Source organism: Polyangiaceae bacterium (assembly GCA_020633235.1).
Taxonomy (GTDB): Bacteria; Myxococcota_A; Polyangia; order Polyangiales; family Polyangiaceae; genus JACKEA01.
Genome location: JACKEA010000008.1, coordinates 304,978 through 320,495, shown reverse-complemented (window position 1 = coordinate 320,495; position 15,518 = coordinate 304,978). Strand labels below are relative to the sequence as shown.

Annotated in this window: 15 protein-coding genes; 5 read left to right on the top strand and 10 right to left on the bottom strand. The window is 66.2% G+C overall.

Annotated elements, in window-relative coordinates; translation table 11 throughout:
* The first annotated feature begins 11 nt into the window (after window positions 1-11).
* Window positions 12-1,211: a hypothetical protein gene (locus H6717_37500; GenBank protein MCB9582796.1), complete on the top strand. Its 1,200-nt coding sequence runs from the start codon at window positions 12-14 to the stop codon at window positions 1,209-1,211.
* On the opposite strand, the gene H6717_37495 is transcribed toward H6717_37500, so the two are convergent.
* The 7 genes from H6717_37495 to H6717_37465 form a co-directional block, all read right to left on the bottom strand.
* A complete protein-coding gene (locus H6717_37495; GenBank protein MCB9582795.1) occupies window positions 1,212-2,144 on the bottom strand; it encodes a hypothetical protein in 933 nt (310 codons plus the stop codon).
* 125 nt (window positions 2,145-2,269) lie between these two features.
* Window positions 2,270-3,445, bottom strand: a complete 1,176-nt coding sequence (locus H6717_37490) for a DUF1501 domain-containing protein (protein MCB9582794.1) — start codon at window positions 3,443-3,445, stop codon at window positions 2,270-2,272.
* Window positions 3,446-3,452: 7 nt separating this feature from the next.
* Window positions 3,453-4,883, bottom strand: a complete 1,431-nt coding sequence (locus H6717_37485) for a DUF1800 domain-containing protein (protein MCB9582793.1) — start codon at window positions 4,881-4,883, stop codon at window positions 3,453-3,455.
* A 149-nt stretch (window positions 4,884-5,032) separates the two neighbouring features.
* Window positions 5,033-5,851, bottom strand: coding sequence for a PhnD/SsuA/transferrin family substrate-binding protein (locus tag H6717_37480; protein MCB9582792.1), 819 nt, complete (start codon window positions 5,849-5,851; stop codon window positions 5,033-5,035).
* A 3-nt stretch (window positions 5,852-5,854) separates the two neighbouring features.
* Window positions 5,855-6,238 (bottom strand): hypothetical protein, encoded by a 384-nt coding sequence (locus H6717_37475; GenBank protein ID MCB9582791.1) that lies wholly within the window; start codon window positions 6,236-6,238, stop codon window positions 5,855-5,857.
* A gap of 61 nt (window positions 6,239-6,299) precedes the next feature.
* On the bottom strand, window positions 6,300-7,517 hold the full coding sequence (locus tag H6717_37470) for a family 43 glycosylhydrolase (protein ID MCB9582790.1): 1,218 nt from the start codon (window positions 7,515-7,517) through the stop codon (window positions 6,300-6,302).
* Window positions 7,518-7,631: 114 nt separating this feature from the next.
* Window positions 7,632-8,816, bottom strand: coding sequence for a hypothetical protein (locus tag H6717_37465; GenBank protein MCB9582789.1), 1,185 nt, complete (start codon window positions 8,814-8,816; stop codon window positions 7,632-7,634).
* 469 nt (window positions 8,817-9,285) lie between these two features.
* On the opposite strand from H6717_37465, the gene H6717_37460 reads away from it, so the two are divergent.
* On the top strand, window positions 9,286-9,615 hold the full coding sequence (locus tag H6717_37460) for a transposase (GenBank protein ID MCB9582788.1): 330 nt from the start codon (window positions 9,286-9,288) through the stop codon (window positions 9,613-9,615).
* The gene (locus tag H6717_37455; GenBank protein ID MCB9582787.1) at window positions 9,612-10,484 is read left to right on the top strand and encodes an IS3 family transposase; all 873 of its coding nucleotides are present in this window, start codon (window positions 9,612-9,614) and stop codon (window positions 10,482-10,484) included. Before H6717_37460 ends, H6717_37455 begins: the two co-directional genes overlap by 4 nt.
* 415 nt (window positions 10,485-10,899) lie before the next feature.
* On the opposite strand, the gene H6717_37450 is transcribed toward H6717_37455, so the two are convergent.
* The 3 genes from H6717_37450 to groES form a co-directional block, all read right to left on the bottom strand.
* The gene (locus H6717_37450; protein MCB9582786.1) at window positions 10,900-11,226 is read right to left on the bottom strand and encodes a four helix bundle protein; all 327 of its coding nucleotides are present in this window, start codon (window positions 11,224-11,226) and stop codon (window positions 10,900-10,902) included.
* A 608-nt stretch (window positions 11,227-11,834) separates the two neighbouring features.
* Window positions 11,835-13,457, bottom strand: coding sequence for a chaperonin GroEL (gene groL / locus H6717_37445; protein ID MCB9582785.1), 1,623 nt, complete (start codon window positions 13,455-13,457; stop codon window positions 11,835-11,837).
* Between the two features lie 15 nt (window positions 13,458-13,472).
* Window positions 13,473-13,763: a co-chaperone GroES gene (groES, locus tag H6717_37440; protein ID MCB9582784.1), complete on the bottom strand. Its 291-nt coding sequence runs from the start codon at window positions 13,761-13,763 to the stop codon at window positions 13,473-13,475.
* 509 nt (window positions 13,764-14,272) lie between these two features.
* Between groES and H6717_37435 the strand changes: the two genes are divergently transcribed.
* Complete coding sequence (locus H6717_37435; protein ID MCB9582783.1) at window positions 14,273-14,887, top strand: hypothetical protein; 615 nt, start codon at window positions 14,273-14,275, stop codon at window positions 14,885-14,887.
* A 3-nt stretch (window positions 14,888-14,890) separates the two neighbouring features.
* On the top strand, window positions 14,891-15,502 hold the full coding sequence (locus tag H6717_37430) for a hypothetical protein (protein ID MCB9582782.1): 612 nt from the start codon (window positions 14,891-14,893) through the stop codon (window positions 15,500-15,502).
* The last annotated feature ends 16 nt before the right edge of the window (window positions 15,503-15,518 follow it).

The following is a 15,518-nucleotide window of genomic DNA, read 5'->3' as shown; positions in this document are numbered from 1 at the left end:
TGCTGGATGGCGTGGACCACGTCGGCGGCGCGCTTACGATTGGAAGCACGGGCAACGGAGCTCTCGAGAGCGCTGCGAGGCTGTCGCAGTCGCTCTTCGCCATCGAAGGTTTTGCGTCAGGCATTGACGCGCAGTCAGGAGTCAGCAACGGACCGTTTGTCGGCGTCTTCGATCTTCAGAAGCAGCTGATCGAGCAAGTAAGAGGCGTTCCGGGCGACACATTGGTCCCCGTGGTCCCACTCGGCAAGACCGGTGACTTCGCCTACATCACGCCGTTCACGAGCTCGATCACCATCGACGCCCAGACCGTGACGGGCAGCAACCCGAACTACTTCGCCGTGTTTCGGATGAAGGGAAGCTCGCTCTTTGCGAGCGCTTCCCGCACCATCGATTCGGGCGACATCAATCGCCCACAGGTTGCGGGGGATCCGATGGGGGGCTTCGTCGTCGCACCGAGCGGCTGGTACGGAGAGGCTCTCATCGCGTACGACGACGACCTCAAGGAGCGGGCTTCAGCGACCTTCGGCAACCAGAACGTGACCGCAAAAGCTGTGACCGTGGGTCCAGAGGGCAGCGTCTACGCACTGTTTGCTCCCCAGAACCCGACCCTGGTGATGGCGCCCAACGCGACCGAATCGCTTTCCTCCGTCGACGGAGTCGCGGTCCTCGTCAAGCTCGACCACGACCTGAGCTATGAGTGGCACCAGGTACTGACCGCAGAGAATCCACTGTTTCCACACTACATCTCCGCGGGAAGTGCCGGTGTCGCCATTGCGTGGAGCACGAAGGGGGAAACAGCCCGCGTTGGAAGCCAAGAGCTACCACCGTGCAAAACCGTATCAGGTCAGTACCTGTTGACGTTGTTTTCCACGACCGGCCAGCGCATGTGGACGCGGAGCTACGGAGGCAATACGGCCGCAGTCGCCCTGGGCTCCAACGGCGTAACGGTTTGGACCGTGGACCAGCTCGCGATCGAGGGAAGTACCGTCAAGAAGCAGAGCGGAGCCGTGCCGTTCCATGTATCGCTCGCTGGGAGCTTGGACTGGGTGCAAACCATCGGCAGCACGATAGGGCCAATTCAAGCTTCATCGGCCGCCGCCAGCTCCACTGGTGAAGCGCTGTTTGGGGGCACCTACTTTGGCACCCTACAGATACCCAGTCCCATTGGCAGCGGCGGCAGCCAGCGCGGCTTCCTCCTCTGGCTCCAGTAGTCACTCGATCACGCCCGCGACGCCGATCCCCGCGTGCACGCCCGCCGCGGGCACCTGAAACAGCCGTTCGCCCGTGTCGAACGAAAAGGTCGGGCGCGTGAGGGGGAAGCTCGCGCCGAGGTTCGCTTCCAGGCGCAGCAGAGGCGTGATGCGCCACGCGCCGCGGGCGAGGAGCGCGGGGGCGAGCCACAAGCGCGTGGGGCTGCGCGGCAGCGTGACGTTCCGCCCCTCGGCGTGCAGGCCGCCCACCTCGAAGGCCGCACAGGGGCGTACGCTCCACACGCCGTGATCCGGCGCGCGCAGCGGGCACGCTTCCAGTGCGACCGCCGTCCACGAGAACTCACCAGTGCCTTCCAAGCCGCGCTGCTCTCCGCTCACGTGCGCGAGACTCAGCCGAAAGCTCGGCGCGATACCATCGCCCGAGTGCTCCGAGTCCGCTTCCGCAAACGCGAACAACGCCGGGCCGGGGTTCGGCACCGCGCCACCGCGAACACCAACGCCCCCGCCGAGCGCCGCGCGCCATTGCAGACCGGGCGCGGGCGCGGGCTTTGGGGCGGGAGGGGGCTCGGGTTTTGGAGCATCAGGTTGTCGGTCCGCCGCGGAAACATCGCTGCCCGCGTCGGGGTCCAGGTTGAGCGCGACGATCAACGTCAGCGCGTCGGCGACCTCCTCACACGTGGCGCCGTCCAGGCTGCGCACTCGCACTCCGTCGGGCAGCGCCACTCGCGATCGCCCTTCGTAGCGCGTCCCCGCATGCGTGAGGGAGATGCTCACCGGTATCCCCCCGCGTCGCGTTTCCACCAGCCGGCGCGAACGGCTGCCGAGCTGCTCGACGATGGCCTCCCGAGACGGACATCCATCCTCCGCCCGGTAATCCAAGGTGTACGCCTTCTCGTCCGCGGCGCGGGCCGCCGGCGCGGCGCTCAGCGCCATCAGCGCGACGGCGGCGCGGACAGCCGGCGCCGTCGCGCATGCACTCCGAGCTCTGGGCCGACGCCACTTGTCGCGATCGCGCTCCACCGCTGGAAAGCAGACCCCGAGCGCTCGCGGCGCGCAAGCTATCTGAGGAGTCCGACGCCCGGTCCGGGCGTGTGGTCCGTCAGCACTGCCTTGGGGTTGGACACGCCGAGCTGCTTGTCGAGCACCTCCGCGAACACGTCGCGATAGTCCGTGGTGACCGCGAGGTCGCGCCCTTCGTAGCGCTGCGCGGCCGCGAGTCCGGGCCACTTGCCGAGCACCTTGTTGCCGTTCACGCCGCCGCCGAGGGCGAGCATCACACTGCCGTGACCGTGATCCGTGCCGCCCGTTCCGTTCTCCTTCACGGTACGACCGAACTCCGTCATCACCAGCACCAACGTGCTCTCGAGACGATCGCCCAGATCTTCGCGGAACGCGGCGAGGCCTTTGCCCAAGAGCTCCAAGTTCCGATTCAGGCGACCGGCTTGCCCCGTGTGGGTGTCCCAGCCCGTGGTGTCGATCCAGGCCACCTCGAGCCCGACGTTCGCACGAATGAGCGTCGCGATGTCCGCGAGCCCCTTGACGGGAGCGGGGTACTTGCCGTCGTTGCCCTTCGCGTCCAGCTGACGCAGCCGCTTCGCGACGGCGAGCGCGTCCGTTCCCGCACGACCGATCGCGTCGCCCTCGGTGCCGTACATCTTCGCGAAAGCGGATTCCAAGCGATCGCGCACCGCGGGCGGTCCTTTGAGCCCGACCTGACTCAGCCGCTGGGCCGCGACCACGCCGGGCTCGCCGCGAAATGCCAGCGGCGTGGTGCGCGCCAGGGCAACGCTCGACAGGTTCGACGCGCTCTTGCCCCGCGACTTCTGGGCCCGCGCGAGCCAACCGCCGCCGCTGCCCGACATGCCGCCCCACTCGAAGTGGTCCTGCGCCTCGAAGTGCGAGCGCGTCGGGTGGGGCGAGCCCACGGCCACGATGGGCGCGAGCTGCCCCGCCTTCCACGCGGGCATCAGCGGCGCCAGGGCGGGATGGAAGCCGAAGCGATCGTCGAGCTTCATGAGCTTGTTCTCGGCGATGGCGATGGCCTTGCGGTCCCGGTAGTAGCTGTCCTCGGCGTAGGGCACCACGGCAGAGAGGCCGTCCATGGCGCCGCGCAGGAAGACGCACACGAGCGTCTTCGCGCGTGGAGCAGATTCGGCCCAGGCAAAGCGATGCGCCAAGAGCGCCGCCGGCGTGATCCCTGCAGCGAATAGCAGATTGCGTCTCGAGATCTTCATCATCGCCTCACTGTCGTTGAAAGCTCGGGCCACCGAGAAGAAGAGCAAGGGCGAGCGCGCGGCGCCGTTCTTCGTTCGCCACGCCGGATGTCTCTTGCTCGAGGGCCGCGCGCATCGCTTTGCCGAGCTGCCCATCGAACAGCAACTGGGACGCGCGCTCGACCACCGTGTCGCTCGGCTCCACCGGAAGCACGGCGTCGAGATCCACCCGCGCGCCGAGCTTCTTCTTGGCCGCCAGCGCCGTGGCGAAGGTCATGCGCGCGAGCATGGCGCTGCTCCCGAGCCAGGCGTCCCGCGTCTCCGCGTAGCCCGTGGGAGCCGACTCGAGCAACAGCGGCTGCCCCATGCGGGCGAGCACCAACGCCAAGCGCAGCGTGCCATCGGGAGCCGCGTTCACTGCGCGCAGACTGCTGGCCACGGCTTCCAGCGGGCTCTTGAGCTTGGTGCCGCGGCTCTGCTCCGCGAAGAACGCGGGGTGCGCCACGATGGCGCGAATCATCGCCGGAATGTCGCCGCCGGATTGACTGAACGCGGCCGCAGCCTGCTCCACGCAGTCCGCCGGGGGTTCGTCCGCGACGAAGCGCCGACACAGCTTGGTGGCGAGGTGCTTCGCCGTGGCGCGGTGCGCGGCCAGCATGTGCAAGAGCTTGTCCCCTTCTTCTTCACCGCCGCCGGCGGGGAACGTGACGCCCAGCACGCGCTTTTCGTCCGCGTCGTGCGCGCGCCGTCTAAACAAAAATGAAAGACTGCCCTCTCGTGGGCGCGTCACGCTCCAGCCGGTCAGTATGCGAGCCGTGCCGATGACGTCGTCTTGCGTGTAGCCGCCATGCACACCGAGGGTGTGGAGCTCGAGGAGCTCGCGAGCGTAGTTCTCGTTGAGGCCGCGGCGACCCTTGCCGCGGCTGGCCACGCTGCGCGCGTTGTCGAGATACAGGAGCATGGCCGGGTGCCGCGCGGTGGACAACAGGAGCTCGGAGAACTTACCCAGGGCGTGAGGGCGAATCGCGCGTTCGATGTAGTCCCCCGCGAACAGCCGCACGGCGCCCTTGCGAGCGAAAACGTTGAAGTGATCCGTCCAGAAGTCGACCATCACCTCCTCCAGCTGCCGCTCCGACAGAACGTGTCGCGTCAGCTTGGCCATCGCGATGTTGCCGAGGTGCTCGCGCAGGCTCTTGCCCTTGAACAGCTGCTTGATCTTGCCCTCGGGCACGGCCATCCAGTCGTCCCCCAGCATCTCCGCCACCAGCTGGTCCGGTGGCATCAGGCCCGACGCATAGGGCTCGAGGGCGCTCTTCACGTTCGCGGGCTCCTCTTTGGGCGCCGCCAGCTGCTCGGCGAGCCACGCCGAAAGTCCCTGCCCCGCCAGCGCCTTGGCCTGCCCCGGCCGCGGCCCGAAGCTCAGCCGATTGAGCGCGTGCCGCGCATCCGCAACGCTCATCGTCGCGGTCTTTGCTGGCGGCGATGCCGCTGGGGGCGGCGCAGCGTCCGCCACCTCCTGCCGTTTGCTACACGCCCCCGCCGCCAGCGCTCCCACAACAGCCCATCTCGCTCTCATGACGCGAGAAAACACCGCCTGGCGGGGATGCGTTAAATCAAGCCGAGCTCCCGCCCACTCTGCACCTGCTCCCGCAGTGGCTCGAGAGACCTCGGGTCGAAGGGCGCGAAGCCGTCGGCCCCGAGCACCCGCTGCAGTGGTTCCACGGCATCGCGATTGTGATGGAGCTGCCCGAGGATGTCTGCCAGATCCGTTTTTGTTTTTGGGTCTAGCCCGGCGCGAGCCACGATGAGGTCCGCCGGAATCGCCGGGGTCGCAAACAGGATGCGCCCGCGCTCACCCTTCACGGCATCCATGAACGGAGCTCGCACCAGCGGTCGCATCGGGTTGCCGTCCTGAAACATCGCGTACACGCCGCCCGCGTCGGCCTGCCCCGTGAGCACCGCCCGCGCCACGTTGCCGTGGGAGCCGTGAAACGTTTCGGATCCGAACAAGCTCCGCGGGTCCAAACCGTAGCTCGCGAGGGCGAGACGGGCGAAGATGTAGCCGGACGCGCTGGTCTCGCTCACCCACGCGGCGTGGGCGCCCTTCAAGTCCACGGTGCTCTTGTAGGGCGAGCTTTCCCGCACGAAGACGACGCCATGATAGAGCGTCATGCCGCCACGGACGGAGCACACCAATGGCGTGGCAGCGCGCAGCTCGTTCGAAGTGAGCAGCAGCGTCGGCGAGGTCCACGCTACGTCCACCTGGCCGGCGGCCAGCTCTTCCGCGAGGGCCTGCGGCGAGGCGGCCACGCGCGGCTCGACGCTCAGGCCCACGGCGGCGCCCAGGATGGAGCACAGCTTCTGGAGTAGGCCGCGGGTGACGTCGTCGTCCGTGTCCGGAACGCAGCCAAAGACGACGCGGGTCATACTTCAGGCTACGCGACGCACGGGATCCGCGAAAGTCTCTTCACGTCCGCGCGACATGTCGAGGCGCAACTGCACGCGGTACAACCGAGCCACCTCGGCCAGCTCCGGCGTCACCTCCGCCGAGGTCGCCAGCAACACGGGACCGCGCTCGGAAAGCTCCAGAATCAGCGCCGAGCGCACTGCCGTTCGCTCTCGCCCGCCCTCTGGGCCACACACCAAGATGGTTCGGCTCACCTGCCCGGCGTACGCCAGAGCCCGAGATTCGAGCTCCACCGGGTGGTCGCCAGGGCGCTCCGCCAACACCATCACGTTGCTCTCCGGACCGGCTTCATGGTCCACCCAAGACGGCAGTCGAGTCGTCGCTTCTAGAAGTACCAGCGTTTCCATGAGGCCTCCGGCGTGGAAGCGGATCGTGGCACGCGCGGCGGTGACCGGACCAAATTCGAGGCTAGAACGCCGGGCCTGGGCGGACCACGCCCTTGGTGGGCTTGCCGCTGATCTCGTTCTTCGCTGGCGCAAGCTGGATTGGGTCGATGCACACGCCGCGGTCGGCGAAGGTCGTCTTCGCGGTCTTCTTCTGCCGATACACCATCCAGGGTTTGCCGGCGCCATCCTCCACGATGGACGCGGCCCCCGGAGCGATCACCGTCTTGGACAGGCTCTTGGCGCCAATGGGATCCGAGGCGAACAGCGTGCCGCGCTGTACGAAAGGACCGGTGGGGGTCGAGGAGGTCGCGTAGGCAATCCGGTAGGAAGGCTGATCGCCCTCGCCGAACGAGTACAGCAGAAAGTACTTGTTGCCCGCCTTGTACATCATCGGGTGCTCGAGCTGCCCACTGCCGCTCACGTCACTCGAGTCGAGCAACACCGTTTGTGCTCCAGAGAAGGTCCGCGGATCGCTCATCGGACGGATCACCAGTCGCGTGCCCGTGCCCGGGGCGTTGCGGCGCTTGTACAGCAGGTACAGCTTATTGCCGTCGATGAACGGGCTCGGGTCGATGAACGCGTAGTCGTTGTCGAGCAGCACCTTGCGGTGGGTGCCGGAGTGGAAATCCTCCGGCGTATCGCTTTCTATGACGACAATGTCCTTGTTCCCGACGTTCGCGTCCGCCCCGCCGCTCATGACGTTGACGTAGTAGAGGTAGTACTTGCCGCCATGAGCCAGCACTTCCGGCGCCCACAGGCCGCGCGTGCTGTCGCCGCCATAGGCCTCGTCCACGTTGTCGAACACGGCCCCCAAAGCCTTCCAGTGAACGAGATCCTTGGAGCGATAGCCCATCACGCGGCCGCCTACGGCGGCGCCGTTCTGGTGGATCTGGTCCGGCAGATACAGGTAGTACGCACCATTCATGAAGGAGCAGTCCGGGTCTCCGTTCGCATCCAGGACGACGTTCTCGTAGGTGAGCGGGGCGGGCGGCGCGGCGTCCGCGGGTTCGGCGTCTGGCGCGCTCGCGTCGGATTCGGCGTCCTTCATCGAGCTTGCGTCCTTCATCGAGCTCGCGTCCGCCACCATCGCGTCCCCCTTCGAGCTCGCGTCTGTCATCCCGACGTCGCCGCCAGCGTCGGCACTTCTGGCGGGTGCCTCGTCGGCCGACGTGCTCCCGCAACCGGCACACGCGCCGAGGGCGAGCACGTGGCCAACGAATCGCATCAATGATCGCGTCACGATGTCATGGTAGCGCGCCCATTTTGCATTGCGCACGCGCACTTTCTGCCGTCGAGTCGACTCGACACGCGTCGACTCGACTCGACAAGCATCGACTCGACGCGACAATCTACGTCAGCGGCAACCTTCGACGTTCATCCACAGCTCGGCGCCCTTCTCCAAGCGGAGGCCCATCGAGAGCAGTCGCAAGTGCCCTTGGACGCCATCGCGTGCGTCCAGTTGGAACTGCGTTCCCGGCGCCATGCGACCCACCCTCCACTCGCGACCGTCCATACGCAGCGTGATGGAGCGTTCGTCCGGGCACGTGAGTCGCTTCGAGGAGATGATGCCGTAGCCCGTTCCGTAGCCCCGCCCCGCTCCGGCCAGGCCGAGCCCGTTGTTCCCCTTCGCGGACAACAGCGCACTGTCCACCCAACCGACGAGCACGAGGGTGAGCTCCGGGATCCAGATACGCGTGCGCTTGCCTTTCTTGCCCAGTACGTACACCTCGACGTCAGACCCCGTCCGGAGCTCCACGGCGCCCGCGCCCGCGGCGTCCTGGCTCATGGTGAACGGATCGGTGGTGGTGATGAACTTGCGCACACTCCTGTGGAGCCGGAGGGCCTTCACGGGATCGTACTTCTCCGCGACGAGAGATAGCGCCCCGCAGTCGTCTGCCCACTCGAAGCGCCCGCCGGCTGCAGGCTGCACCGCGCCAGACGCTGGCGTTCCAACCCGCGGCCGGCTCCCGTCCATGCCCACCCACGTGAGGGCGACGTCCGCATTGGGAACGATCACGCCGTCCTTGCGCGGCGCTCCGCGAAACAAGATGAAATCGTCGGCGTCCACCACGCCATACAGCTCGACGCCGCCGAGCTTCCCCACCGCGCGCCCATCCTTGGCGCCGCTCGGCGGCAGCTCGACGAACACGTCGTCCAGCCCTTGGAAGTATCCCCAGCGTTTGCCGCCGCTCGTCACCCGCACGCGAACACGCTCACCGAGCCCCTTGCCGTTCAAGCCCACGCGACACGCCACCGTCCCCAGCGGCTCGATGCTCGCCACCTCCTGCACGACCGGTTCCTCGACGACGGGCCCGGCATCCGCATTGGGCCGGTCCTCTTCCGGGACGGCCGGCGCGACGTTCACCTCCGCCGGCGCCGTCGCGCTCGTCGACGCCATGTCCGTCGGCGCCGCGCTGCCCGCCCCTGAGCTCCGCGCCCCGCCGCAGCCCACGACCACCGCCGCCGCACCGCACGCCACGGCCACCGCCGCCGCCGCCGCCCAACGAAAGCTACCGCGCATCATCTCCACCCAGTGCATGCTGCGCATCATCTACCCAACGCACGCGACCACCCATCTCCACCCAGCGCATACCGCGCATCATCTCCACCCAGTGCATACCGCGCATCATCTCCACCCAGTGCATACCGCGCATCATCTACCCAACGCACGCGACCACCCATCTCCACCCAGCGCATACCGCGCATCATCGCTGCGCATCGTTGCCCTCCACCGACCCCGGCGCAAGCCACCAACGACGCCCCCCACGCGGTTGGCAGGAGTGAGCAGAGGGCAGGGGGTGGGTTACGGGTTACGGGTGATGGGTGACGGGTGACGGGTGATGGGTGACGGCTGATGGGTGATGGCTGATGGCTGACGGCTGACGGCTGATGGGTGACGGCTGATGGGTGACGGCTGATGGGTGACGGCTGATGGGTGTTGAGCATTGGGGGGAGAGGGTGTGTTGGTGAGGATCCCTCGTTCTTGTTGACACCTCATCGGAGGAGTCATGAGACGACAGCATCGAACGTACACGGCCGAATTTCGGGAGAACGCCGTCCGCCTGGTCGAAAGCAGCGACAGGACGATGGCGGAGATCGCAGCAAGTCTTGGAGTGAATGTCTGGACGCTCCGTGGGTGGTACCGTGAAGCGATGGCTCGAAAGAGGGTCAAGAAGTCGCCAGTGCGGGCCCAGGCGCCCACGGACGAGACGGTTGAGCAACGCGCCAACCGGCTCGAAGAAGAGAATCGGAAGCTCCGCAAGAGAGTCGAAGACCTCGAAACGGATCGGGCCATTCTAAAAAAAGCAGCAGCCTTCTTCGCGAAGGAAAGCGACTGAGATTCGCTTTCATCGGCGCGGAGAAGGCAAACTTCCCGATTGCAAGATTGTGTCGTGTGCTCGGCGTAAGCCGGCAGGGCTACTACGCCTTCGCCAAGCGTAGTCAGAGCCGTCGCGCTCGCGAGGACCAACGTCTCGAACGCGAGGTGCAGGCAAGCTTCGAACGCAGCTCCCGACGGTACGGCAGTCCTCGTGTGCTCCACGACCTGCGCAACCGAGGACTGCGCGTGAGCAAACGTCGCATCGAACGCGCCATGCGGAATCTCGGCATTTCAGCCCGCCCCCGTCGTGGTTTTCGCGTGACGACACGCGTCGACGCAGAGCATCCGAAAGCGCCCAACATCGTCAACCGCAACTTCGAAGCGGAGCACCCGGACCAGGTTTGGGTCGGAGATATCACGTATATTCGGACGCGCGCCGGCTGGTGCTATCTCGCGGTACTGCTCGACCTGTGCAGCAGAGCGGTCGTTGGGTGGGCCCTGGGCACCGAGGCGTCGACAGAGCTGTCGCTACGAGCCCTCGAAATGGCGATAACGCATCGACGACCAAAACGTTGGTTGTTGCATCACACCGACCAGGGTTGCCAGTACACCAGTGGCGCGTATCGCGTAGCGCTATCCCAAGCCGGAATCGAAGCCAGTATGAGCCGCCGGGGAAACTGCTGGGACAACGCCGTTGCCGAGTCGTTCTTCGCCACGCTCAAGACGGAACTCATCCATCGCCAGAGCTGGGCCGACGCCTCACAGCTCCGGCACGCGCTATTCGAGTACATCGAAGTATTTTACAATCGGCAGCGACTACACTCGACTCTGGGCTACAGAACACCAGCCCAAGTCCAATTCGAACTCAATGCGGCGAGTGCCGCCTAGCTGGTGTCAACGGAATCGAGGGAATTCCATTGGTGCGGCGCGGAAGCTCGCGACGCCCCCCGCGCGTTCGGCAAGGGGGGTCGAGAAAATGCTCACCAGAGTGATCATTCGACGGGGATGGTCGACCATGCCCCCTCGACTGATCACGATTCTGAGCAAATATCCGAGGCTCTCCCGCGGCGCACCGATCGACGACGCCACTCGCCGCGACGCACGCCACTCGCCGCGACGCCGCGCCACTCGCCGCGACGCACGCCACTCGCCGCGACGCACGCCACTCGCCGCGACGCCGCCCGCGACAGTCGTCGAGGCGACGTCACCCGGGCGAGCGCGCGCGCCACTCGCTGCGCCGAAGCGCCTTGCCGCGGCGCTACGCGCTGCGCCCCGCCGCGGCGCTGCGCGCTGCGCCCCGCCGCTACGCGCTGCGCTCCACCAAGCGCACGAGCGTACCAATGACGCGATTGAAGTCCGCGCGCAGTTCCGGGCTGAGCGGCGCGATGTACCCGAGCGCGGCGGCCATTTCGAAGCAGGCCATCATCTCGCGCGCCGACCCGAGCGCGGTGTGATACCGCGCCGACCGATTCTTGCCCCGACTGTACTGGCCCTCGCAGAGGTTGAGACCGACGCTGACGGTACAGCGCCGGAGCTGGCGCCCCAGATCGCGATCCTTGCGCTCGATCACGCCGATGACGGTGCGCAGCCGTGCCGTGAGCTCCAGAACGAACGAGTAGATCTTCAACATGGTGGCTCTTCCTTTCTGATCTGAAAGCCACCCCTCACCCCGTTGCGCGCGCAGCCCGGGTCAAGGCTGCGCGGGAGCGCAGCGACCGCGCACCGGGCGAAGCCCGGCTTGGCCTTGAGGCGGGCGAGCACGCAGCTACGATCAAAAGGCTCAGCAGAAGCTCGCTCTCTCGCTCTCCCTCTCTCCTCTGCTCCTGCTCCCTGCTCCCGACTCCCTGCTCCCGCTCCCTGCTCCCGCTCCCGGCTCCCCGCTCCCTGCTCCCGACTCCGCGCGGCCGAGCGGATCTGGCGCCCCAGGTCGCGATCGTTGCGTTCGATCTTCAACATCAGATCGCGCCGCGAGCTGCCGCGACGCGCAACACACTCCGCGACGCGCCACGTCCGAATTCCGGACATTTCACGCTGCTCACTCGCGATCCCCCCGTCCGATGTCCGCTTTTCGGACACCAGCACCCCCCTCGACCCCCAACACTCGACCCCCGGCACTCACCCTCTGCCCCCTGCTCACTCCAGATCGAGCTCCTCTGCCCCACCCTCTGCTCCCAAATACGAAAAGGCGGACCCCGCATGGGGATCCGCCTCTTCGCGTGCTCGTGAGAGCCGTTCGGATCAGAAGTCGTGCGAGTGGCCGTGGCCACCAGCAGCGGGCTTCTCTTCCTTGGGCTTCTCGGCAACGAGCGCCTCGGTGGTGAGCATGAGGCCCGCAACGCTGGAAGCGTTCTGCAGCGCCGAGCGCACCACCTTGACCGGATCGATCACGCCCTCGGAGACGAGGTCGGTGTACTCACCGGTCGCGGCGTTGAAGCCGTAGTTGCCCTTACCATCGCGGACCTTCTGCACCACGATCGAGCCTTCCTCACCGGCGTTGGCAACGATCTGACGCAGGGGCTCCTCGATGGAGCGACGGATGATCTGCACGCCGAAGCGCTGCTCGTCACCCACCTCGAGCTTGTCGAGGGACTTCTGGGCGCGGAGCAGAGCCACGCCGCCGCCGGGGACGATGCCCTCTTCCACCGCAGCACGGGTGGCATGCAGGGCGTCTTCCACGCGCGCCTTCTTCTCCTTCATCTCGGTCTCGGTGGCAGCACCGACCTTGATGACGGCAACGCCGCCCACGAGCTTGGCCAGGCGCTCCTGGAGCTTCTCGCGGTCGTAGTCGCTGGTGGTGTTCTCGATCTGCTGACGGATCTCCTGCTGGCGGGCCTTGATCTTGTCCTTCTTGCCGGCGCCGTCGACGATCGTGGTGTTGTCCTTGTCGATCTTCACGGTCTTGGCCTGGCCCAGATCGGTGATCGTGACGTTCTCGAGCTTGAGGCCGAGCTCCTCCGCGATGACCTGACCGCCGGTCAGGGTCGCGATGTCCTTCAGCATCTCCTTGCGGCGGTCACCAAAGCCCGGGGCCTTGACGGCGCAGGCGCTCAGGGTGCCACGCAGCTTGTTGACCACCAGGGTGGCCAGGGCCTCGCCCTCCACGTCCTCGGCGATGATGAGCAACGGCTTCTGCTGACGAGCAATCGCCTCGAGGACCGGCAGCAGGTCCTTCATGTTGCTGATCTTCTTCTCGCTCAGGAGGATGTAGCAATCCTCGAGAGTGGCCTCCATGCGCTCCGGATCGGTCACGAAGTAGGGAGACAGGTAGCCGCGGTCGAACTGCATGCCTTCCACGACCTCGAGGGTGGTCTCGGCGCTCTTGGCCTCTTCCACCGTGATCACGCCTTCCTTGCCCACCTTTTCCATGGCCTCGCTGAGCAGCTTGCCGATGGTGGTGTCGCCGTTGGCGCTGACGGTGCCGACCTGCGCGATCTCGCTCGCGTCCTTGGTCGACTTCGCCATCTTCTTGAGCTCTTCCGTCAGGGTCTCGACGGCCTTGTCGATGCCGCGCTTGATCTCCATCGGGTTGTGGCCCGCCGCGACGAGCTTGGAGCCCTCACGGAAGATCGCCTGAGCGAGAACCGTCGCGGTGGTGGTGCCGTCGCCGGCCACGTCGGAGGTCTTGGAAGCGACCTCGCGCACCATCTGGGCGCCCATGTTCTCGAACTTGTTCTCGAGCTCGATCTCCTTGGCGACGGTGACGCCGTCCTTGGTGACCGTGGGGGAGCCGAAGCTCTTCTCGAGCACGACATTGCGGCCCTTGGGGCCGAGGGTGACCTTCACCGCGTCGGCGAGGGCGTTGACGCCAGCCAGGATCAGGTTGCGGGCCTGCTCCTGATACATGATCTCTTTTGCAGCCATTCTACTTTCCTCCGCTCACTTCTCGATGACGCCGAGGATGTCGTCCTCGCGCAGAATGAGGTGCTCTTCGCCCTCGATCTTCACCTCGGTGCCGGCGTACTTGCCGAACAGCACCCGGTCGCCCTGCTTGACGTCCAGCTTGCGAACGCTGCCGTCCTCGTTGACCTTGCCGTTGCCCACGGCGATGACCTCGCCCTCGATGGGCTTCTCCTTGGCGGAGTCCGGGATGATGATCCCGCCCTTGGTCTTCTCTTCTTCCTTCACGCGCTTCACGATCACGCGGTCCTGCAACGGTCGGATCTTCATGTCTTTTCCTCCCAAACGGGTCGTTACCGCGGCCCCCTCAGGCCACGGGGCGCCGGAACTATCCGGCTGAAATCATTGAAGTTTGCCGCGTTGTTAGCACTCGACCAGGGTGAGTGCTAAGCGGCTGCAGGCGCGGAATGTAGTCAGCGTTGGGAGTGAGTCAAGGCCTGGCGGAACAACTTCTGCGCCGCCTGAGCAACAGCTCGTAACCCGCTGACATTCCTTTTGTTTTTGTTTGTCGCTGCAGCGCGGTCACGCCCCGCGCGCGCTGTGTGTCCGTGTAGGGCGCACGTCGCCCTTTTGGCAGCGAGACCCCGAGGTGGCTAAGAAAATCCATCCAGGGCGCCTCACAATTTGCCGAAATGTGTCGTCTTTTACATATTGAAGGCAGTTGAGAGCGCGATCGAAGACCCCACCCCGAACCCTGCGTCCCGTGTGCCCCTCGGGCTCACTTAGCCGCAGCTTCGGATGGCTTCGAGCCCTCGACGGCACTGCACAGGAGAGTTGCCATGAGCGCTAGGGAGCCGGCCATCGATCTGACCGGAAACGTCACGGATTTTTTTGGGAATGTCGTCGCCGACGCGATTCGGGCTCGCGGCTACGAGACCACCGAAGCGGCGGAGACCTACCTCGTTGCACTGTTGGCGGACTACACCCGCCCGGATGAGCTCTCCGACGAAACGCTCTCTCGTCCCCTGACGCTCCTTCTGGAAGAGGCGCTTCATGCGCAAGGTCACGAGCGCTTCGAGCGCCTGCGCAGCGTGGGAGACGGCGTCTTGTACGTGAGCGGCTTCTTCGCCGACCATCTCGACAACCGTGGCATCCAGCGCACCTACGTGAGCACCCTGGGTGCTCGCGCGTACGAGAACGCGGCGGCCATGCTCCGCAGCGGAGACCCCGAGGCAAGCGCTCCGGATCTATTCGCCGAGCTGTCAGAGAAGTTCCGGATGTTCGCAGACCTGTTGGCGGACGTCGCGGAAACGTTGCACGCCAACGCGCCACGCACGGACCGCGCCACGGTGCGACTGTACGAACGCTGGCTGCGCACGGGCTCGAGCTCGTTGGCGGAAGCGCTCTCCGCACGCGGTCTCACGCCGATGCGCGGGCGCGGATTGGTCCACTGAAGCATGAGTGCGCCGCGCGAGCGAAACCTCCGAAAGCTTCAGCGTCTGCTCGAGCGCTTCTACGAGCTCGAGCAAACTCCCGACGTTCTCGACTTCGTGCGGTCTGGTAGCCCCGACACCCGCGAGACGCTGGTGCTACGGCAGCAGGACGACGAGCTAGAGATCGCCCTGGTGCTGCCTCCCCTCTCCTCTTTGATGCACGACGACATCCCGCCCGCTCCCTGCGACGGCTGGCTTCAAGTGGTGGAGGGCGTGAGCCACTTCGTGTACGTGGCGGAGCGGGCGCGGACCAACCTGCCCGCCACCCTGCTGGAGCTCGAGCTCCAGGCGGAGGTGGACAAATACGTGGTGATCGCCCTGCGCCGGGGCTCCTTGGAGTCGGGGGAATGGGGCGAAATGGAGCGCACCCTCCACGCCCAGCTGTACGGCAACGTGCGTTACCTGCATGCCGCAGGCACCGAAGACGGCGACCGCTACCGCATGGCGAACGATCTCGCCGCGCGATTCATCGCTCGCTTGGTGCAACGCAAGGAGCCGACGAGCTCGCTGCGATTGCTGCGCCGCTTCTACCGCGCTGGTCAGGCTGAAAAGATCCACTTGGCGCGCGCAGCCTGACGCGATGCGCCGCGCA